Origin of the sequence: Thiorhodovibrio frisius, from assembly GCF_033954835.1 — a bacterium.
GTDB lineage: Bacteria > Pseudomonadota > Gammaproteobacteria > Chromatiales > Chromatiaceae > Thiorhodovibrio > Thiorhodovibrio frisius.
In genome coordinates this window covers 4,697,029-4,717,990 of sequence record NZ_CP121471.1, presented here as the reverse complement: position 1 = coordinate 4,717,990, position 20,962 = coordinate 4,697,029, and the positions used below count along the sequence as shown (strand labels likewise).

19 protein-coding genes and 1 other RNA gene are annotated in these 20,962 nt (G+C 62.1%); 18 read left to right on the top strand and 2 right to left on the bottom strand.

Going from position 1 to position 20,962, the window contains the following annotated elements; all coding sequences use genetic code 11:
* Positions 1–14: 14 nt before the first annotated feature.
* Positions 15–311, bottom strand: a complete 297-nt coding sequence (locus Thiofri_RS21520) for a HypC/HybG/HupF family hydrogenase formation chaperone (RefSeq protein ID WP_407702922.1) — start codon at positions 309–311, stop codon at positions 15–17.
* 158 nt (positions 312–469) lie between these two features.
* Here Thiofri_RS21520 and Thiofri_RS21515 point away from each other — a divergent pair, with 158 nt between their 5' ends.
* Positions 470–1,003 (top strand): L,D-transpeptidase family protein, encoded by a 534-nt coding sequence (locus Thiofri_RS21515; protein WP_009148496.1) that lies wholly within the window; start codon positions 470–472, stop codon positions 1,001–1,003.
* 41 nt (positions 1,004–1,044) lie between these two features.
* On the opposite strand, the gene lptG is transcribed toward Thiofri_RS21515, so the two are convergent.
* A complete protein-coding gene (gene lptG, locus Thiofri_RS21510) occupies positions 1,045–2,106 on the bottom strand; it encodes an LPS export ABC transporter permease LptG (protein WP_009148495.1) in 1,062 nt (353 codons plus the stop codon).
* 159 nt (positions 2,107–2,265) lie between these two features.
* On the opposite strand from lptG, the gene Thiofri_RS21505 reads away from it, so the two are divergent.
* The 17 genes from Thiofri_RS21505 to Thiofri_RS21425 all read left to right on the top strand — a co-directional run bounded on the left by Thiofri_RS21505 (position 2,266) and on the right by Thiofri_RS21425 (position 20,961).
* On the top strand, positions 2,266–3,768 hold the full coding sequence (locus Thiofri_RS21505; protein WP_009148494.1) for a leucyl aminopeptidase: 1,503 nt from the start codon (positions 2,266–2,268) through the stop codon (positions 3,766–3,768).
* Positions 3,769–3,772: 4 nt separating this feature from the next.
* Positions 3,773–4,219 (top strand): DNA polymerase III subunit chi, encoded by a 447-nt coding sequence (locus Thiofri_RS21500; RefSeq protein WP_009148493.1) that lies wholly within the window; start codon positions 3,773–3,775, stop codon positions 4,217–4,219.
* Positions 4,220–4,415: 196 nt separating this feature from the next.
* An RNA gene (gene rnpB, locus Thiofri_RS21495) (RNase P RNA component class A) lies at positions 4,416–4,819 on the top strand.
* Positions 4,820–4,860: 41 nt separating this feature from the next.
* The gene (locus tag Thiofri_RS21490) at positions 4,861–5,568 is read left to right on the top strand and encodes a site-2 protease family protein (RefSeq protein WP_009148492.1); all 708 of its coding nucleotides are present in this window, start codon (positions 4,861–4,863) and stop codon (positions 5,566–5,568) included.
* A gap of 81 nt (positions 5,569–5,649) precedes the next feature.
* Positions 5,650–6,867: a tryptophan--tRNA ligase gene (locus Thiofri_RS21485; RefSeq protein ID WP_009148491.1), complete on the top strand. Its 1,218-nt coding sequence runs from the start codon at positions 5,650–5,652 to the stop codon at positions 6,865–6,867.
* 96 nt (positions 6,868–6,963) lie between these two features.
* A complete protein-coding gene (locus Thiofri_RS21480; protein WP_009148490.1) occupies positions 6,964–7,824 on the top strand; it encodes a segregation and condensation protein A in 861 nt (286 codons plus the stop codon).
* A gap of 8 nt (positions 7,825–7,832) precedes the next feature.
* A complete protein-coding gene (gene scpB, locus Thiofri_RS21475; RefSeq protein ID WP_390165879.1) occupies positions 7,833–8,654 on the top strand; it encodes an SMC-Scp complex subunit ScpB in 822 nt (273 codons plus the stop codon).
* Positions 8,651–9,490: a 23S rRNA pseudouridine(2605) synthase RluB gene (rluB, locus tag Thiofri_RS21470; protein WP_009148488.1), complete on the top strand. Its 840-nt coding sequence runs from the start codon at positions 8,651–8,653 to the stop codon at positions 9,488–9,490. Before scpB ends, rluB begins: the two co-directional genes overlap by 4 nt.
* Before the next feature lie 102 nt (positions 9,491–9,592).
* Positions 9,593–11,455: a phosphoenolpyruvate carboxykinase (GTP) gene (locus Thiofri_RS21465; RefSeq protein WP_009148487.1), complete on the top strand. Its 1,863-nt coding sequence runs from the start codon at positions 9,593–9,595 to the stop codon at positions 11,453–11,455.
* Between the two features lie 171 nt (positions 11,456–11,626).
* Positions 11,627–13,315: a glutamine--tRNA ligase/YqeY domain fusion protein gene (locus Thiofri_RS21460; protein ID WP_009148486.1), complete on the top strand. Its 1,689-nt coding sequence runs from the start codon at positions 11,627–11,629 to the stop codon at positions 13,313–13,315.
* A 91-nt stretch (positions 13,316–13,406) separates the two neighbouring features.
* A complete protein-coding gene (locus Thiofri_RS21455; RefSeq protein WP_009148485.1) occupies positions 13,407–13,982 on the top strand; it encodes a DinB family protein in 576 nt (191 codons plus the stop codon).
* A gap of 436 nt (positions 13,983–14,418) precedes the next feature.
* A complete protein-coding gene (mraZ, locus tag Thiofri_RS21450) occupies positions 14,419–14,874 on the top strand; it encodes a division/cell wall cluster transcriptional repressor MraZ (protein WP_009148484.1) in 456 nt (151 codons plus the stop codon).
* Between the two features lie 119 nt (positions 14,875–14,993).
* Positions 14,994–15,884, top strand: a complete 891-nt coding sequence (rsmH, locus tag Thiofri_RS21445) for a 16S rRNA (cytosine(1402)-N(4))-methyltransferase RsmH (protein ID WP_407702921.1) — start codon at positions 14,994–14,996, stop codon at positions 15,882–15,884.
* Positions 15,881–16,168 carry a cell division protein FtsL gene (ftsL, locus tag Thiofri_RS21440; protein WP_009148482.1) on the top strand — a complete coding sequence of 96 codons (288 nt, stop codon included), beginning with the start codon at positions 15,881–15,883 and terminating at the stop codon, positions 16,166–16,168. The genes rsmH and ftsL overlap by 4 nt, the downstream gene beginning before the upstream one ends.
* Positions 16,158–17,951: a peptidoglycan D,D-transpeptidase FtsI family protein gene (locus Thiofri_RS21435; protein ID WP_009148481.1), complete on the top strand. Its 1,794-nt coding sequence runs from the start codon at positions 16,158–16,160 to the stop codon at positions 17,949–17,951. Before ftsL ends, Thiofri_RS21435 begins: the two co-directional genes overlap by 11 nt.
* Positions 17,948–19,561 (top strand): UDP-N-acetylmuramoyl-L-alanyl-D-glutamate--2,6-diaminopimelate ligase, encoded by a 1,614-nt coding sequence (locus Thiofri_RS21430; protein ID WP_009148480.1) that lies wholly within the window; start codon positions 17,948–17,950, stop codon positions 19,559–19,561. The genes Thiofri_RS21435 and Thiofri_RS21430 overlap by 4 nt, the downstream gene beginning before the upstream one ends.
* A 2-nt stretch (positions 19,562–19,563) precedes the next feature.
* A complete protein-coding gene (locus Thiofri_RS21425) occupies positions 19,564–20,961 on the top strand; it encodes a UDP-N-acetylmuramoyl-tripeptide--D-alanyl-D-alanine ligase (RefSeq protein ID WP_009148479.1) in 1,398 nt (465 codons plus the stop codon).
* Position 20,962 lies beyond the last annotated feature (1 nt).

Genomic DNA, 20,962 nt, shown 5'->3' with positions numbered 1-20,962 from the left:
ATCCTAGGGTGGGCTCATTGAGGGCGTTCAGAGGGCACCTCCCGCGAGGGGCTGATCAGATTGTCTGGCGCGGCGCCATTGCCGCCATGGCGACCATCCCCGCCATCCATGGCTGCGAGCATCTCATCGTAAAGCGCCCACGCAGTGGCAGCATCCTCGGCAGTGACGCGCTCGATCGCGCGACCAAGATGCACCACAATATGGTCGCCGACCGCAAGATCCTCGTGCATCAGCATGAGCAGATTTGCATCGCGCTCCACGCCTTTCGCTTCGCAGCGTGCCATCAGGCCGTTGATGGATTTAATTTGCATTGGAATCCCAAGACACATGCCACCCCACTCCTTCATCGTCCGGGCTGAAAGCGCCCGCATCAAGACTAAGTCCCACCATGCCATCCTGGCAAGCAGGCGGGTTGATCGCGACCATGGTCAAGACTCGCAAGGTCGCTAGGCGCAGGCGATATCAGCCGATGACGATCTGGTGGTCAGTGCTGCTGGTGCTCCTGCTCGCGGTGGCATTGATCGCGCTACTGCGTTACTTCGAGTATCAACTGCCAACCCTGTTTGCGCAGGATTTGCCGCGCGCAGATGCTGTGCGAGTGGACAAATCAGCGCGCCGGCTCTGGCTGATGCGCGCAGGCGAAGCCTATGCGAGTTACCGGATCGCGCTGGGCCGCAACCCGACGGGGCATAAAGAGCGCGAAGGCGATCAGCGCACGCCAGAAGGCCAATATGTGCTCGACTGGCGCAACCCGGACAGTTGCTGCTACAAGTCGCTGCATGTCTCTTACCCCGATGCCACGGATCGCGCGCAAGCCGCCGCGCGTGGCGATAATCCAGGTGGGCTCATTATGATCCACGGCCAGGTCAACGGCTGGGGTTGGCTCGGCTGGTTGGCGCAATATGTCGACCACACCCACGGCTGTATTGCGGTGCGCAATGTGCCAATGGAGGAAATCTGGCGTGCCGTTGCTGATGGCACGCCAATTGAGATCCTGCCTTGACCTGAATGACAGGGATTCAGTGTTCGGATGGCTGCCAGGTTCTAACCAACCCGGCGTAGAAGCCGGAGCGCAACAAGCACAAAGAGCGCCGGCGGAATAAAGGCGGCCAGGGCGGGGTTCAGGCCATAGAGCAGCGCCAGGTAGGTGAAGGTGCGGTTGACCAGATAGAAGACGATGCCGATCAGGATGCCGGCGAAGATTTTGATGCCCAGTCCAGTGCTGCGCGCCGAGCCCAGTAACACCGGAATGGAGACGAAGATCATGGCCAGCACCAGAATCGGGTGAACCAGCTTGCTCCAGAAGGCCACTTGATAGCGGCCGCTGTCCTGTTCGCTGTCGCGCAGAAAGCGCAGATAGCGCCACAGCCCCCAGATTGGCAGGCTGTGCGGGTCGGCTACTATCACCTTTAGTAGCGCCGGGTCGATCAGCGACTGCCATTGATCCTGCGCTAAGTATTGCGCCCGCGCGCTGTCGTTGCCGATCTGGCTGCGGGAAATGTCGCTTAGAATCCAGTGGTCGTTTTCATAATGCGCCTCGTGCGCGCGCGTTGTTGAGATCAATCGGGCGCCATCAAGCTCGAAAATGACAATGTCCTGCAAGCGCGCATCGGGTAGTACCTCGCGCACATTGATGAATGTATTGTCATCACGCGCCCAAAAGCCATGCTGGGTCGCCTGCAACTCTTGGCCGCTCTGGGCATTGGAACGCAGAGTTTTCGCGCGCTGATCGGTCAGAGGGGCCAGACCCTCGCCCACCAGTACTGCGGCGATGGCCAGCACTAGGCCGCCGGCCAGGGCTCCCTGCACGATGCGGCCGATGGAAACGCCGGCTGCGCGCATGGCAACCAGTTCTGAGCGGCTCGCCAGCAGGCCAAGCCCGACCAGGGCTCCGATCAAGGTCGCGATGGGAAATAGCTGATAGGCAAAACGCGGGAGGCTCAGCGTCACGTACAGCAAAGCTGTCGAGAAGCCATAGGCGTTGGTGCCCATGTTGTCCATCTCATCGGCCAGAATGAAAATGCCGAGCAAGGGCAGCAACGCGGCCAGGGTGATTAGGGTGCCGGTAATCACGGCAGTCGCCAGGTAGCGGTCGAGAATCTTCATATTGCGGACGTGAATCCGTTAGACTGCGGGTTTATTAGCCCGTCGCTGGCCGGGCGCGTGGAGTGACTGCCCGCACGAGTCGGTGCAGCAGTTCGCGCCAGTGCTTTGCACCAATAACTGGGCCAACCGGGCAGGCAAAGAGCATTGTTTGGAGGATGCATGGATTTCTCGGTTAATACGGGTGCGCTGGCCACCTCAGATACAGCTTGCCTGATTCTCGGCGTTTTTGAACAGCATAAGCTCTCTGCCGCCGCTCAGGTTGTCGATGATGCCAGCGGCGGACATTTGGGTAAACTGCTTCAAAGCGGCGATCTCAACGGCGATGCGGGTCAGACGCTGGTGCTCCACGGCGTGCCAGGCTTGGTCGCCAATCGGGTGATGCTGGTTGATTGCGGCAAGGCAGAGGAGTTGGATCGGCGCGTATTCGACAAAGTGCTCAAGGCCGTTTTCGCGCGCTGCGCCGAGTTGGGCCTGACGCAGGCGACCAGCACTCTGGCCGAGTTGCCGGTGGCGGGGATGAGCTTCTACCAGCGCCAGCGCGCGGTGGCCCAGGCGGCGGCTCAGAGTGCTTACCGCTATGAGCACACCAAGGCAAAAAAACCCAATGCCAGGGCGCCGCTCGCTGAGCTCGCGCTCTGGGTGTCGCCTGATGCGAGTCAGGCTGCCGCTGAGCAGGCTGCCGTCCATGGGCGCGCCATTGCCGCCGGTGCCAATCTGGCACGCGATCTGGGCAATCTGCCGGGCAACATTTGCACACCGAGCTATCTGGCCGAGCAGGCTGGGGGCTTGGCTGATAGTGCCGACACCTTCAGCGTCGAGGTGCTTGATGAAGCTGCCATGAGCGAGCTTGGCATGGGCGCGCTCTTGTCGGTGGCGCGCGGTAGCCGCGAGCCGGCGAAGTTGATCGTGATGCAGCATCGTGGCGGCCAGGATGGCGAGAAGCCTGTCGTATTGGTGGGCAAGGGGCTCACCTTTGACGCCGGTGGCATTTCCATCAAGTCAGCCGCCGAGATGGACGAGATGAAGTACGACATGTGTGGCGGTGCGGCGGTGATCGGCGCCATGCAGGCGGTGCGCGATCTCAAGCTTCCGCTCAATGTTATCGGCGTGGTGCCGGCGTCAGAAAATTTGCCCGATGGCGCGGCGAACAAGCCGGGCGATATTGTCACTAGCATGTCCGGCCAGACGATCGAGATTCTTAATACCGACGCTGAGGGCAGGCTGATTCTGTGCGATGCGCTGACCTACTGCGAGCGTTTCGAGCCCGATGTTGTCATCGACATGGCGACCCTGACTGGTGCTGTGATCGTGGCGCTGGGGCGGCATCCCTCGGGTTTGCTTGCCAATGACGACGCCCTTGCCGAGGCGCTGCTCGCAGCCGGCGATGCGGCAGGGGATCGCCTCTGGCGGCTACCCCTGTGGAAGGACTACGACAGCCAGCTTGACAGCAACTTTGCCGACATGGCCAATATCGGCGGGCGCGATGGTGGGGCCATTACGGCGGCTGCCTTCCTGGCCAAGTTCACCAAAAAGTTCACTTGGGCGCATCTCGACATCGCCGGGACGGCCTGGATCACCGGTAAGGAGAAAGGCGCGACCGGTCGGCCGGTGCCACTTCTGCTGGAGTATTTGCTGCGCCGTTGTGGACAGGTGAGCGAATAGCGCGATGACGCGGGTCGATTTCTACACCCTGGGCAAGCAGTATCCGGGCGACCGTTTCCATTTCGCCTGCCGCCTGATCGGAAAAATCCGCAGCCAGGGCCTGCGCGTGCTGGTGCACTGCCCCGACGCAGGCCAGGCACAGGCGCTGGACCGGCTGTTGTGGAGCTTCGACGAGGGGAGTTTTCTTCCTCATGGCCTGATTGGCCGGGTGGATGCCGAGTTGACGCCGGTGCTAATCAGCCCCAATGGCGAGCCCCAAGCCGAGCATCAGGTGCTGGTCAATCTGGGTTTGGAGGTGCCGGCCTTTTTTTCAAGATTCCAGCGCCTGTGCGAGCTAATCGACCAAAGCGCGGAGGTGCGAAAGGCCGGGCGGCGACGGTGGGCCTGGTACAAGGAGCAATCCTGCCGGCTCGAGCATCATCCGATTGAAAGCTATACCCAGCGGACATGAAGTTTCGATTTGTTTCGGACCGGGCAACGGTCATGGGGGACGCCCTGAACCCTGAGCATGGGGCTTCACGGCGCCATCCTTGCGCCGCGACCCTTGGGAGCGCTACCCGGCCCAAAGCAGAAAACTCAGTTGTTGCGGCGATAACCTGCTGCCAAACCCCTTGGCGTCGGCGCCCTTGCTGGTTAGACTGCCAACGGGAGTCGGCCAGACAATCGCGGTCCGGGCCTTGTTCGCAAGGCGTTGGATGGAGGAAAGTCCGGGCTCCGCAGGGCAGGGTGCCAGGTAACGCCTGGGGGGCGCGAGCCTACGGAAAGTGCCACAGAAAATATACCGCCAAACCCGCAGCCAGTGCTCTGGCCAGCGGGCGGTAAGGGTGAAATGGTGTGGTAAGAGCGCACCGCGCTCCTGGCAACAGGGGTGGCAGGGTAAACCCCACCCGGAGCAAGACCAAATAGAGGAGCGGGCGGCCCCATCATCCGACGGGGTCGCACCATGCGGCCCGCATGGGCTCCCGGGTAGGTCGCACGAGGCAGGCGGTGACGTCTGTCCCAGATGAATGATTGTCCACGACAGAACCCGGCTTATCGGCCGACTCCTTTTTTTATGGTCAGTGGCCGGTGACCGATGTTCCCTTCTTTGCAATGGATACACTCAACCAACTGATTCCGCTAATTGCCGTGCTGGCCTTGCCGATGCTGTTCGCCATCACGGTGCATGAGGCGGCGCACGGTTGGGTGGCCAGCAGGCGCGGCGACAAAACGGCCCTGATGCTGGGGCGGGTGACCTTCAATCCGCTCAAGCACATCGATCCGGTGGGGACCATCGCGGTGCCCCTGGGAATTTTTTTGCTTGCCTCGTTGATGGGGAGTGCTCCGATTTTGTTTGGCTGGGCCAAACCGGTGCCGGTCAATTGGCGCAATTTGCAGCGTCCGCGGCTGGATATGGCCCTGGTCGCCGTGGCCGGCCCGACAGCCAACCTGCTGATGGCTCTGGCCTGGGGGCTGATGATTAAACTCGGTGCCCTGCTGTTGACCACCTATCAGGGGCCAACCGCTGAATGGTTGGCCATGCCGCTCATTTACATGGGTGCGGCTGGGGTGCTGATTAACCTGCTGCTGATGGTGCTGAATCTCTTTCCGCTGCTGCCGCTCGATGGCGGACGGGTGCTGAACGCTGCCTTGCCGCCGCGCTTGTCCCGTTACTACAGTCGGCTTGAGCCTTTCGGCTTGATGATCCTGATTCTAATGCTCTTTACCGGCGCGCTCACGCTGGTCCTGTTTCCGGCGGTGTCGGCCGTGCTGTCAGTGATGCCTGGCGCCGGTATTGTGCGCGAACTTTTTCCACTCTGAAATTGCCGGGCTTCCTGACGTCGGCAAGGCGAATCAATTCTCCCCTAATAAGGCCACTGACCATCGCGAGGTATAGCAACTTTGTCTTCGGTATCCGCTGCGCATGCGCGCGTGCTCTCGGGCATGCGCCCGACTGGCCGCTTGCATCTGGGGCACTATCATGGCGTGCTCAAAAATTGGCTCGAATTGCAGCATGAGTATGACTGCTTCTTCTTCGTCGCCGACTGGCATGCCCTGACCACCGACTACGAGCAGCCTGGCAATATTCCCCAGGCCAGCTGGGAGATGGTGATTGACTGGCTGGCAGCGGGCATCAATGCCGGGTCCGCCACCATCTTTGTGCAGTCGCGGGTACCTGAGCATGCCGAGCTGCATCTGCTGCTGTCCATGATCACCCCGCTCGGTTGGCTCGAGCGGGTGCCGACCTATAAAGACCAGCAGGAAAAGCTCAAGGAAAAAGACCTGGCGACCTATGGGTTTCTCGGTTATCCGCTGTTGCAGAGCGCCGATATCCTGATGTATCGCGCCGGTCTGGTGCCGGTGGGTGAGGATCAGGTCGCGCATGTCGAGATGACGCGCGAAATTGCCCGCCGCTTCAATCACATCTATGGGCGCGAGGCAGACTTTGAGGAGCAGGCCGAACAAGCCGTGCGCAAAATGGGCAAGAAGAACGCGCGCCTGTTCAGCGACCTGCGCCGCAGCTACCAGGAGCAGGGTGACCAGGAAGCGCTCGGGGTCGCCCGCGCCCTGCTAGAGACCCAGGCGAACCTGACCCTGGGGGACCGCGAGCGGCTGTTCGGCTATCTCGAGGGTGGCGGTCGGGTGATACTGCCCGAGCCCAAGCCACTGCTAACCAAGGCATCGAAAATGCCGGGGCTCGATGGACAGAAAATGTCCAAATCCTATGGCAACACCATCGGCCTGCGCGATGATCCAGCGGAGATCGAAAAAAAGCTGCGCACCATGCCGACCGATCCCCAGCGCGTGCGTCGCACCGATCCGGGCGATCCGGAAGTCTGCCCGGTGTGGCAGTTCCATCAGGTCTATTCCGACGAGGCGCGTCGCGACTGGGTGCAGGAGGGCTGTCGGTCAGCCAGCATTGGTTGCATCGAGTGCAAGCGCCCTGTGATTGATGCCGTGCTTGCCGAGCTGGAACCAATACAGAATCACGCGCGCGAACTCGAGCAGCAACCCGAGCTGGTGCGCTCTATCCTCAACGATGGCTGCGATCATGCGCGCGATGTGGCGCGTGAGACCATGGCCGAGGTGCGCCATGCCATGTCGCTCACGCAGACCTAACCCGCCGCCGCGCCCTTAAGCCAATTCAATACGCTGCTCCGATCAACTGACAGACGCGGAATGATCCCAAGTACCCAAGCGGAGCCTGCCGCAGACATGGTGCCGTCGCCGGTGGTCGCGGATGCCGATGCGCTATCCGATGCCGATGTCGCGTTGACTGGCGACTCGCTGCGGGCGCTGGTGCATGGTCAGCCCTTTAACGAATGGCCGCAGGATCTGTTCATTCCGCCGGATGCACTCGAGGTGTTTCTTGAGACCTTTGAGGGGCCGCTCGATCTGTTGCTGTATCTGATCCGACGCCAGAATCTGGATATTCTTGACATCCCCATTGCCGACATCACTCGCCAGTACATGGAATATGTCGAGCTGATGAAAGAGATGCGCCTGGATCTGGCGGCCGAATATCTGGTGATGGCCGCGCTTCTGTGCGAAATCAAATCGCGCATGCTGCTGCCGCGTCCCGCAACGGAGGACGAGGACGCCGAGGACCCGCGTGCCGAGCTGGTGCGCCGGCTGCTTGAGTATGAACGTTTCCAGCAGGCCGCGCGCAAGCTCGATGAACTGCCACGGCTGGAGCGTGATTGGCACCAGACGCAGATTGAAGTCCCCACTGGCTACTTGCGTCGCGTCCCGCCCCAGGTCGATCTGTCCGAGATTCTTGCGGCCCTGCGTGCTGTGCTCGAGCGCGCGGATCTGTCCGCCGCACATCGGGTGTCGCAGGAGTCTTTGTCCCTGCGCGAACGCATGACCATGGTGCTTGAGCGTTTGCAAGGGCGCAGCTTCACGCCCTTTGTTGAGCTATTCGATGTGAACGAAGGTCGCCCCGGCGTGGTGGTCACCTTTCTGGCGATTCTGGAATTGATCAAGACGGCCGTGCTCGAGTTGGTGCAGGCCGAGCCCTTTGCATCCATTCATGTGCGTGCCCGGGATGCCGCAGATGAGCCGGGAGCGGCATGAAGGGGCCCATGCCTAAAATGAAACCGGATATCAAGTCTGATAGCGAGTTTGCGCCGAGGCCCGATGTCGTGCTTGACCTCCAGCCTAGGTCTGAGCCTGGTTGCAAAAGCGCGTCTGAACCCGATCTTAAACAGGTTGTTGAGGGTGCCCTGCTGGCCGCTGGCGGCCCGCTCAGTGTCGAGCGGTTGCTGGCACTCTATGGCGAGGACGAACAGCCGCCGCGCGAGGCCGTGCTCGCGGCGCTGGGCGCTCTGGAGCAAGACTATGCCGGGCGTGGCATCGAGGTGATGCAGGTGGCCGGTGGCTATCGCATCCAGGTGCGCGCCGAGGTTGCCCCTCGGGTGGCGCGCTTGTGGGATGAAAAACCGACGCGTTACTCGCGGGCGCTGCTCGAGACTCTGGCGCTCATCGCCTACCGCCAACCCATCACGCGCGGGGAAATCGAAGACATTCGTGGCGTTTCGGTCAGTACCCAGATTATCCGCACCCTGCAAGAGCGCGACTGGGTGCGGGTGGTCGGCCATCGCGATGTGCCGGGGCGTCCGGCGCTCTACACCACCACCAAGACCTTTCTGGACTATTTCGGCTTGATATCCCTAAACGATTTACCCCCACTGGCCGCTCTGCGTGAGCCGGCTGACCTGCTGCGCGAGCATCCGGCACTGGCGGAGCTAACGCCGCCGGAGCCCGTCGCTGATGCGCAAGAGCCCGCCGATCAGACAGACGCCGGTGAGCAGACAGACCCTGATGACCGTCCAGCCGATCAGCCAGAAGCCGACAACCCAGAAGTGGATAGCCCAGAAACCGACAACGAGGAGTTCCCTTCATGAGCGCCGAAGAGCATAGCCCGCAGGCGGGCGTGCGCCTGCAAAAGGCGCTGGCTGAGGCGGGGCAGGGCTCGCGGCGGCGCATTGAGGAATGGATCGCGGCCGGGCGGGTGCGCATTAACGGGCGAGTGGCGAAACTCGGCGAGCGCGTGGTTGCAGGTGACAAGGTGATGGTCGACGGGCGCGCGGTGCGTTTGCAACGCGATGCCTTTAAGCGCCGGCGCATCATTGCTTATCACAAGCCTGAGGGTGAGGTGGTCACCAGACGCGATCCCGAAGGCCGCACCACGGTGTTTCAGCATCTGCCCGGCCTTCAGGACGGGCGCTGGATCGCCATCGGGCGGCTCGACATCAATACTGCCGGATTGCTGCTGCTGACCAACGATGGTGCCCTAGCCAATGGCCTGATGCATCCCTCGCACGCGGTTGAGCGCGAATATGCCGTGCGGGTGCAGGGGCCGGTCGCCGATGATGTGTTGCGTCGGCTGACACAGGGAGTGCAACTCGAGGATGGTCAGGCGCGCTTTGAGGAGATCGTCGTCTCTGGTGGCAGCGGTTTCAATCAATGGTTCCATGTGGTGCTGTGCGAGGGGCGCAATCGCGAGGTGCGGCGCCTGTGGGAAGCGGTTGGCTGTGCTGTCAGTCGCCTCAAACGCGTGCGTTTTGGTAATGTGATTCTTGGCGCCCGGCCGTTGCCACGCCAGTGGCGGGCGCTGACCGAGGAGGAGGAGTCCGGGCTGCTGGCGCTTGCCGGGTTGCCCGCTTCGCCCAGACCTGCGGGGCGCGGTGTTGGTCGGCGTCCAGCCGGAGCCAAGCGCACTTCTGCGCGGGCGGGCTGATCCCACCCGCTTGACTCATCTGCCACCAAGCGGACTGTCCGGCACCAGCCTGCTGGCGTAGTATTTGCGTAATATCAGCGACAAAGACAGGAGCTTTTCAAAATGACCATGACCCATGATGGCGCAACCCGAACCCGCCACGCCAAATTGCTCGCCTGGGTGGATGCAATGGCGGCGCTCACTACCCCAGATCGCATCTGCTGGTGCGACGGCTCGGAGGAAGAGTACAAACGCATTTGCGATCAGGCGGTGGAGAAAGGGAGCTTCATTCGGCTCAATCCCGAGAAGCGTCCGAACAGCTTTCTTGCGCGCTCGCACCCGAGCGATGTCGCGCGGGTGGAGAATCGGACCTTCATCTGCTCTGAGCGCGAGGAAGACGCTGGTCCAACCAATAACTGGATGGACCCCAAGGCCATGCGCGCCGAGCTTTTGGAGCGGTTTCGTGGCTGCATGCGTGGGCGCACCATGTACATCATTCCTTTCAGCATGGGGCCGCTTGGCTCGCCCATTGCGCATATCGGCATTGAGATTACCGATTCGGCCTATGTGGTGGCCAACCAGCGCATCATGACGCGCATGGGGCAACCGGTGCTGGATGTACTGGGCGAGGATGGTGAATTTGTCCCCTGTATGCACAGTGTTGGAGCCCCGTTGGAGCCCAATCAGGACGATGTGCCCTGGCCTTGCGCGACCGATATCGAGGACAAATACATCGTGCATTTCCCCGAGACGCGCGAGATCTGGTCCTTCGGCAGCGGCTATGGTGGCAATGCCCTGCTCGGCAAGAAGTGCTTCGCGTTGCGCATCGCTTCGGTCATGGCGCGTGATGAGGGCTGGCTTGCCGAGCACATGCTGATTCTCGGCGTCGAGTCACCCGAGGGCAAGAAGCACTATGTCGCCGCCGCCTTCCCGAGTGCCTGCGGCAAGACCAATTTTGCCATGCTGATTCCGCCCGAGGGCTTCGACGGCTGGAAGGTGACCACCGTCGGTGACGACATTGCCTGGATCAAGCCCAATCCCGAGGATGGGCGCTTCTATGGCATTAATCCCGAATACGGCTACTTCGGCGTGGCGCCCGGCACCAATGCCAGTTCGAATCCCAATGCATTGGCTTCGCTGAAGGAAAATGCCATCTTCACCAATACCGCCCTGACCGACGATGGCGATGTCTGGTGGGAGGGGCTGACCAAAGAAGCGCCAGCGCACTTGATTGACTGGCAGGGTAACGACTGGACCCCAAACACTGATCGACCGGCGGCGCATCCCAACTCCCGCTTTACCGCCCCTGCTGGTCAGTGTCCCTCGGTGGACCCCGCTTGGGAGGACCCGGCCGGCGTGCCTATCAGTGCGTTTCTGTTTGGCGGGCGTGTCAGCAAGAACTTCCCGCTGGTGTTCCAGAGCTTCAGCTGGGAGCACGGCGTTTATCTGGCCGCCACCATGGGCTCGGAGGCCACGGCCGCAGCCGTCAGCCAGCAGTCGATGCGGCGCGATCCCATGGCCATGCTGCCCTTCTGTGGGTACAACATGGCCGAATACTGGAAGCACTGGCTGCGCATCGGGCGGCAGAAGGTGGCTACACCGCCGCCGATTTTCCGCGTGAATTGGTTCCGTAAGGATGAGCATGGCCATTTTATCTGGCCGGGCTTTGGCGATAACATGCGGGTGCTGGAATGGATTGTCGAGCGCTGCGAGGGCGGGGCGCCCGCGGTGGAGAGCCCCTTCGGTCTGTTACCTCCCTATGATGCTCTGAACTGGGAGGGTATCGACTTCACTAAGGCCGATTTTGACTCCATCATGGGCATTGATCGGGAGATCGCGCGCCGCGAAGCGCTCGATCAGGAAGAACTCTTGGCGCGCTTTGGCGACCACTTGCCGCGCGAACTGGAAATGCAGCGCGAATTGCTGCTGTCACGCCTGTACCATTCGCCCGAGGTCTGGAACCTGCCCGAGGCCGACAAAGGCTGAAGCAGGTCAAGGCGTTCGGACATCGGCGGCCATCTCGCGCCGCCGATGTTCCGACTCCCTCGGCTGTAGTATCCTTGCGCACAACCTGCATTGGCTGGCGTTTCTGGATGCCGGTCTGCCTGGTTCGCGCTTCAATCCCTATCTGCAACCGACTCACAGAAGCCCCGCTCGATGTCTGATACTCCCGCCGCGCCCGTCACGCATTTCATTCGTCAGATCGTCGCGGCGGACCTGGCCGCCGGCAAACACCAGCGCATCGTCACGCGTTTCCCGCCCGAGCCCAACGGTTATTTGCACATCGGGCATGCCAAATCCATTGTGCTGAATTTTGGCCTGGCGGAAGACTTTGGTGGTCAGTGCAATCTGCGCTTCGACGACACCAACCCGCTAAAAGAAAGCCCCGAATTCGTCGCCTCCATCCAGGCCGATGTGCGCTGGCTGGGTTTCCACTGGGGCGAGCGGGTGTTTTTTGCCTCCGATTACTTCGAGCAGCTTTATGCTTTTGCGCTTGAGTTAATTGACCAGCGGCTTGCCTATGTCTGCGATCTCAGCGCCGAGGACACCCGTGCCTATCGCGGTACCCTGACCGAGCCCGGGCGCGACAGCCCTTATCGCGAGCGCTCTGTGGCGGAGAACAGGGCGCTGTTCGAGCGCATGCGCGCCGGGGAGTTTGACGATGGCAGCCGCACCCTGCGTGCGCGTATCGACATGGCCTCGCCCAACATTAACCTGCGCGACCCGGTGCTCTACCGCATCAAGCGTGGCGTGATCCATCACCAAACCGGCAATGCCTGGTGTCTCTATCCCACCTACGACTTCACCCATCCGCTCTCCGATGCGCTCGAAGGCGTGACCCATTCGCTCTGTACTTTGGAGTTTGAGGATCACCGCCCACTCTACGACTGGTGCATCGAACATGTTTCGGTGCCGACGAAACCGCGTCAGATCGAGTTCAGTCGGCTGAATCTTGAATATGCCGTGATGAGTAAGCGCATCCTCACCCGGCTGGTCGAGGAGGGGCTGGTCGCCGGCTGGGATGACCCGCGCATGCCGACCATCGCCGGGCTGCGCCGCCGCGGCTACACACCGGAATCCATCCGCGATTTTTGTCAGCGCATCGGGGTGACCAAGTCCGACAATCTGGTCGAAATGGGCATGCTCGAGAGCGCCATCCGCGACCACCTCGACGCCAGCGCGCCGCGCGCCATGGTGGTGCTGCGCCCACTCAAGGTGGTGCTGGAGAATTGGCCAGCAGAGCGGGTCGAATCGCTCGAAGCAGCGCGTCATCCCAAGGATGGCAGCATGGGCACCCGCGCGATTCCCTTTGGTCGCGAGCTGTGGATTGACCGCGAGGATTTTTCCGAGAACCCGCCCAAAGGCTTTAAGCGCCTAGTGCCGGGTGGCGAAGTGCGCCTGCGTAATGCCTACGTGATTCGCTGCGAGGAGATTATTCACGACCCGGACGGAACGCCGGTCGAGCTGCGCGCATCAGTTGATCTCGATACGCTTGGCTGCAATCCGCAGGGCCGCAAAGTGAAAGGTGTGATTCACTGGGTCGCGGCTCAGTCCGCAGTGACGGCCGAGGTCAGGCTTTATGATCGGCTGTTTAGCACCCCCAGTCCTGGGGCTGGGGGGCGCGATATGGTCGCAGACCTCAACCCCGCGTCTTTGAGCGTCTTGACCGGCTGTCAGGCCGAGGCCAGTCTGGGCGCGGCACAACCTGGCGAGCGCTTTCAGTTCGAGCGCGAAGGCTATTTCGCCGTCGATGATGACAGCCAGGCAGATTGCCTGGTCTTCAATCGCACCGTGACCCTGCGAGACACCTGGGGCAAGCAGCAGGCCGTGCGCAACGCCGCTTGATGTCCGCAGCCCGATTCTTGCCCCCTGTCCCTTGCCCCGATGGAGGCGTGATCGAAATCGGGGTCCAGATGACGTTCGAGATGAGGCCAGCATGAGCGAGACACCCAAGCCGTCCAAAGTCCCGGGCCAGGGTATCCCTGGCCTGGAGCGGCGTTTCATCGCCGCCAGTATCCGGCTAACGGCGCGCTTCTACAGCAAGGATCGCATCACCGCTATGTTTCGTGAGGAGGCGCACCAGGCAATTGAATTGGCGGCGCGGCTATCGCTTGAGGATGGTCAGCGACCCGTGGCCATCTCGCGTTTCTTTGGGGTCGAAGCCGACAGCTGCGATTGGTCGGTTTTCATGGTCTTGGAGCATCTGGTCATCGCCAACACCGCCATCACCGCGCTGCTGCCGCGGCTTTTCTCGCGGCGCGACCCCTGTGTCGACTTTCCGCTCGAGGATCTGAAACCCCTGCCCACTGCTGGGCCTGAACAGATCGAAAGTCTCGCCACCCTGCGCGAGCGTTATACCGAGGTGGTCGATAAACTTGGCAACCTCCATGCCGGCTCCCGCTGTCCCCACCCTTGGTTTGGCAACCTCTCTGCCGCCCAATGGCATGCGCTGGCCGCCTTCCACACCAGTACCCACCGGCGCCAGATCGAACGCATCTTGAAAGCGAACTAATCTTCCCCCACTTCTCCCCACTCATTTCTCACCCGCTTCCGTCTCACCTTCCGCGACCGCCGTTTCAAGTTTCCGACGAACGGTGGCCGTGCTCTGCCTCTTGCCGCTTGATCTGCCTTTCGCGTTCGCAAATAGCGCGTCAAATCGGGCTTTCTGATGGCTCTTGGGCGTCGCTGCGCGCGCTCCTCTCGGCTCCGTATGCCAGCTTCAAAGAGCTCTAATAACCTCGATTTAACCTTAGGAATTACGTTCAGGGCACTGAAAAACGGTTTGTTTCTGGTTTCCTCTCTCCGAGTTTAAGCAGTTTGCGTAAGTCGCTGGAAGCTCGAAGAAAATGCCTGTCAGTTCCTTGACCGGTGGCCCAAGCTCTCCTAATATCATTTTTGCGTGGGGGATTGTGGGGAATTAAGGAGGAGGTCGCTCAGCGACAGCAGCCGTGTTTCGTGGGGTTAGCTATTTGAATCTCGACGCCAAGGGGCGTCTGGCGATACCCGCGCGGCAGCGCGAGCGTCTGGCGCGGATGTGCGACTCGCGTCTGGTGATTACCGCCGACCCGCAACATTGCTTGCTGGTTTATCCCGAAACAACCTGGACGGATATCGAGCGCAAGCTGATGGGGCTGCCATCCTTCGATCCAACAAGTCGTTCCATGCAGCGACTGCTGATCGGCTACGCCAACGATGTCGAAATCGACACCCAGGGGCGGGTAATGGTGACCAGCGAGCAGCGTGAGTACGCGAATCTCGATAAGCGCGTCGCCTTGGTTGGTGTCGGTAATAAATTTGAACTCTGGGACGAGGCGATCTGGCGCCAGACCCTGAAGGAAGCGGAAGCATCTTTTGACATGGCGAATCTGGCGGCGAATTCCGAACTCGGTTCGTTATCCATTTAGCCCGGCGACCCCGGGCCAACAAGACGGAGATCAGGATGGGCCCGACCGGCTGTGACCACCCTGGGGGCGGCACGGCCCTTGGGAACGCACAACATTGCCCTGTCCTTGTGGAAGAAACTATGCATGCATTGGCGATCAATCCTGCCGCGACCTATGTTGACGCGACCTTCGGGCGCGGCGGCCATGCGCGCGCCTTGCTTGAGCGCCTGGGCCCCGACGGCCGCCTGCTGGCCTTTGATCGCGATCCCGAGGCGATTGGTGCCGGGGAGGCTTTGCAGCAGAGAGACTGTCGGCTGCAAATCAGCCACTGCCGTTTGTCCGAGACACCGGCACGGCTTAAAGAAATGGGTTTGCAAGGGCGTATTGCCGGCTTTTTGCTCGATCTCGGCGTGTCTTCGCCGCAGCTTGATACGCCTGCGCGCGGTTTTAGTTTCAACCAGGATGGCCCGCTGGATATGCGTATGGATCCAAGCCAAGGCGAACCCCTCTCGGCCTGGCTGGCGGGGGCGCCGGTCGCTGAGATCGTTCGGGTGCTGAAAGACTATGGCGAGGAGCGCTATGCCGCGCGCATCGCCCGCGCCATCGAACGCGAGCGCGCGCAGCGGGCCTTGACCACCACTGGCGCCCTGGCCGGTTTGATTGAGCGCAGTGTGCCGACCCGGGAACCTGGTAAGCATCCGGCGACGAGAAGCTTTCAAGCGCTGCGTATTGTCATCAATCAGGAGCTCGACGAGCTGCGCGCCTGCCTGGCGGGCGTGACTGAGTTGCTGGCCGCCGGCGGCCGCTTGGTGGTGATCAGCTTTCATTCGCTAGAGGATCGGATCGTCAAACGCTTTATTCGCGATCAGGCGCGCGGGCCGGTGTTGCCCAAATCGGTGCCGGTGCGTGCTGCCGCCAGCAGCGGGCTGCTGCGTTCGCTCGGCGGCGCGCTGCGTCCGGGCGAGAGCGAAATTGCGACAAATCCGCGTGCGCGTAGTGCCATCCTGCGGGTGGCGGAGCGGCGCTCATGAGTCGCTCGAGCCAGGTTGGTCTTGCTCTGCTGATGATTGCGGTGATTTTCAGTGCCGTGTCCGTCGCCTATGTCAAGTACCTGACGCGCGGGGAGTTCGTGCGTTTGCAGGAGGCCCGTGCCGAGCGCGATGCCCTGGATGTGGAGTGGGGGCGGCTGCGCCTTGAGGAAGCCTCGCTGACCGCGCACTCGCGCCTTGAAGAGCGCGCGCGGCAAGCACTTGGCATGCACTTGCCCGAGGCGGCGGATGTACGCGTGCTGGAGGTGGCGACCCATGACCGTTAAGCTCGAACGCAAAAAGCGCGCTGAACGTTGGCAGAAAGCGCTGACGCAAAAACCAAATTTTCCGGCGCGGCGCGCGGTCCTGTTGGTCGGTCTGAGTGTTGCATTCAGTGCCGTGCTGGCCAGCGCCTTCTATCGGCAGGTGTTGGAGACGGATTTTCTCAAGCACGAGGGCGAGCTGCGCTCGGTGCGCGAGCGCGAGATTCCAGCCCGTCGCGGCATGGTGATGGATCGCCATGGCGAGCCGCTGGCGATTAGTACCGCCGTGGCCACCCTGAGCATCGACCCGCGCTCCCTGCTCGAACGCCCCCAAGCCATTGAGCCCCTGGCGCAGAGTCTGGAGCTCGACCCGACCGAATTGAAGCAGCGGCTCGAGCACTATCGCGAGAAGGCCTTCATGTACCTGCGCCGCCGCGTTGAGCCGCGCCTGGTCGATGCTGCCGAGGAGGTCGTGCGCCGCTACGATGTGCAGGGCTTTGGCGTTGAGACCGAATATCGCCGGTTCTATCCCGGTGGCGAGGTTTTCGCTCACGTGCTGGGTTTCACCGATATCGACGATCAGGGGCAGGAAGGCATCGAGCTGGCCTATGACCAGCAATTGCGCGCCATCCCCGGCAAGCGCCGGGTGATTCAGGACGGTCGCGGCCGGGTGGTGGAGGAAATCGAGCAGATCCGCGCGCCACGCCATGGCGAGGATCTGTTGCTGAGTCTGGATCGGCGATTGCAGTTTCTGGCCTATCGGGAACTCAAGCGTGCCGTGAGTCAGCATCAGGCCGTCGGCGGCACTGCTGTTTTGCTCGATGTTGATACCGGCGAGGTGCTGGCCGCGGCCAGTCAGCCGTCCTTCAATCCCAATGCGCCGCGCTCCGAACTGGCTGCGCAGCGCCGTAATCGCGTCTTTACCGACCTGTTTGAGCCCGGCTCGACCGTCAAACCACTGGTCATTGCCATGGCCATGGAAAATGGCGTCATCAACCCCGGTACTGCCGTCGATACCGGGCCCGGCTTTTTGCAAGTTGGCAGAAATCGGGTGCGCGATGTGCACAACTATGGCTTGCTCAACGCCACGAGTGTGCTGACGAAATCGAGCAATGTCGGCATTGTGAAAATCGCCCGGCAGATGGACCGTGCGCTGCTGTGGCAACTCTATGATCGGGTCGGTTTTGGACAGGCGGTGCACTGGGTTGGAGATGAGCAACCTTTCCCGGGAACAGGTTCTGGGTTCTTGCCGAATTTTGAGGGCTGGTCTGAATTCGAGCATGCCACTCTGGCGTTCGGCTATGGGCTGAATGTCACCACCATGCAGCTGGCCAGTGCCTATGGCGTGCTGGCTGGCGATGGCGTCTTGCGACCCGTGACCCTGCTGCGCCGGGATCGCGGGGGTGAGGCGCAACGGGTGTTTTCTCCTCGCACCATGCGGGACGTGCGCGCCATGATGGAAACCGTGGTCTCGCCCGAGGGCACGGCTCGGCGTGCAGCAGTGACGGGGTATCGGGTGGCGGGCAAGACCGGTACCGCCAAGAAAGCCGGCCCCCATGGCTATGTCGACGGGCGATACCAGGCGGTGTTTGCCGGCATGGCACCAGCGAGCGCGCCGCGTTTCGTCATGGTGGTGATGATCGACGAGCCGGGTGGCAAACAATACTACGGCGGTTTGGTCGCGGCGCCGGTCTTTGCCAAGGTCATGGAAATGGCCCTGCGCCTCTACAATGTGCCACCGGATGATCCGGCGGCCAGCCTCTTGCTAACAGCCGGCGCGGACTCTCCCGCAGGGGCGCCTAGATGATGGCGGCCCCCGCGTTTTCTAACGGCGCCTGGCGGCTCGATGAGTTGCTCGCAGGCTTCATTGCGCCTGGCATTGAAGTGTCGCCAGTGCCGCTTGCGGGTATCGCGCTCGACAGCCGCAAGGCTGGTCCGGGCGCCTTGTTTCTGGCCTGCCAGGGCGGGCAGGCGCACGGGCTCGACTTCGCCCGCGAACTGGCCGGGCGCGGTCTCGGTGCCATCGCGGCCGAGCCGGGTGGTCCCTGGTCGCTCTCGGCAATGAGCGCTCTGGCCGCCGAGCTTTCACTGCCGGTGATTCCGGTCGAGCAACTTAGCGTTCGTGCTGGTGCCATAGCGGCCCGTTTTCATCATGACCCCAGTGCCGCGCTCGAAATAATCGGCATCACGGGCACTAATGGCAAGACCAGCGTTAGCCATTTCGTTGCTCAGAGTCTCGCCTCCGAGGTGCGTTGCGCCATCCTTGGCACCCTGGGTCAGGGGTTTCCCGACGCCCTGTCCAGTACCGGAATGACCACGCCGGATGCGCTCAGCCTTCAGTCCACCATGGCCGATCTGCGCCAGCAGGGCGCTGCGGCGGTGGCGATGGAAATTTCCTCGCATGCGCTGGCGCAGCGGCGAGCCGATGCCGTGCATCTCGACTATGCAATCCTGACAAACCTGACCCGGGATCATCTCGACTATCACGGCAGCATGGATGCCTATGCGGCGGCCAAGGCGCGGCTCTTTGCTTTCCAGGGCCTGCGCTGGGCTGTCCTCAATGCCGATGATGCCTTCAGTGTCCAGGTGCTTGGAAGCCTGTCGCCCGAGGCTCGGTTGGCGCTCTATAGTCTGAGTCCAGCGCCCAGCCTTCCGGCCGGGGTGCTAGGGCGCTGCGACCTGTTGCTGTGCGCCCGACATCTGGAACTGCATCAACGCGGACTGCGCTTAACCGTGCAGGTGCAGCGGCCAGCAGCCGGCAGTGAGATGCTTGACGGCGTCATTGAGGCCGGGCTGATCGGACGTTTCAATGCGGCCAATTTGCTCGCGACCCTGGCCCTGCTGTTGGCGCGCGGGGTGCATTTTGATACCGCGCTGCATCAACTCAATCAGGTCTGCGGCGTGCCGGGGCGGATGGAATGCTTCGGCGCCGAGGGCGAACCCCTGTGCGTGGTTGACTACGCCCACACACCGGATGCGCTTGAACAGGCTCTTGGCGAGCTGCGCTCACACTGCAATGGCAAGCTGATCCTGGTCTTTGGCTGTGGTGGCGAGCGTGATCGCGGCAAACGTCCGCTCATGGGCCAGGCCGCTGCACGCCTGGCCGACCACATTATTTTGACCGACGACAACCCGCGCCACGAGGACGGCGACGCCATTATTGCCGAGATTCTTGCCGGCATGGATGAGGCGCAAGCAAGCGGGCAGAAGGCAGATGGCAGCGTGCCCCCTCCCGAAATCGAACGTCAGCGCGCGGTGGCTATTCGCCGCGCGTTGCTGCTCGCTGGCCCCGAGGATGCAGTGCTGATCGCCGGCAAGGGGCACGAAACCGAGCAGGACATGGGGGATCTGAAGGTGCGCTTCAGTGATCGGGCTCAGGTGATGCAGGCGCTGCGCGAGTGGCGGGGGAGGGACTGAGCATGTGGACTCTTGCGCAGGCGACGGCAAGCGCTGGCGGTCGGCTTGAAGGCGCTGACCTTGCGTTCGATGGCGTGACCACCGATAGCCGTCAAGACTGCCAGGGCAAGCTGTTTGTGGCGCTGAGCGGCGAGCGTTTCGACGGCCACGCCTATGTTGCCACGGCGGCCGAGCGCGGCGCGGTGGCCGCCATGGTGAGTCGCCCGGTCGCCGTCGATCTGCCGCAATGGATTGTTGATGATCCGCTGCAAGGACTCGGGCGGTTGGCGGCAGCTTGGCGGGCGCGTTTCAAAGGCAGGGTCATCGCCATCACCGGCAGCAATGGCAAGACCACCTGTAAGGAAATGACTGCGGCCATCTGCCGTCAGGTCGGGGCCACCCGCGCCACCGCAGGCAACCTCAATAATGCCATCGGCATGCCGCTGACCCTGCTCGCGGCGCGCGATGAGGCGTTTCTGATCTTGGAAATGGGTGCCAATCATCATGGCGAGATCGGCTATCTGAGCGGCATCGCCGCACCCGATGTGGCGGTCATTACCAATGCCGGGCGCGCCCATCTGGAAGGCTTCGGCAGCCTTGAAGGGGTCGCGCGCGCCAAGGGTGAGATCGCCTCGGGCCTGGGTGCGGATGGCACCTTTGCGTTCATGGCCGATGTGCCCTGGACGCCTTTGTGGCAAGAGTTAGCCGGCACGTGTCGCCGCATTTCCTTTGGCACCGGACCGGGGGCCGAGCTGCGGGCAGACCCGGATTCTATCCGCACCCGCTGGGACCAGGACGGCTTTCGCACCCTGTTCGATGCCTGGCTGCCCGGGCAGGATAAGCCGTGGGAAATCGGGCTAGGTCTTGCTGGGCGACACAATGTGAATAATGCCTTGGCAGCAATGGCGCTGGCACTGGCCTTGGACCTGCCAGTGGATGCCATCGCCCATGGGCTCGCCTTGTTGCAACCGGTCGCGCGGCGCCTGCAACCGCGTCGCACCGCCGAGGGGGTGCGTCTGATCGACGACAGCTATAACGCCAACCCGGATTCGCTGGCGGCGGCGGTGGATGTGCTGGTGGACTTGCCTGGTCGCCACCTGCTGGTGCTTGGGGATTTCGGCGAGCTTGGGCCTGAGAGTGCGAAGCTGCATGCCGACATGGGCAGGCGGGCGCTTGATGCTGGGGTGGAGCGCTTGTTTGCGGTTGGTGATCTGGCTGGCAAAGCGGCTTCAGCCTTCGGCGATCAGGGTGCGGCATTCGCGACTCAGGCCGAATTGCTGCGGGCGCTAAAGGGGACACTGCAACCCGATGATGTCGTGTTGGTGAAAGGCTCTCGTCTCGCTGGCATGGACCGCATTGCCGATGCCCTGTGCACCGGTGGAAAGATGGATGGACTCGCGATGAACTTGGAGGCGAACTGAG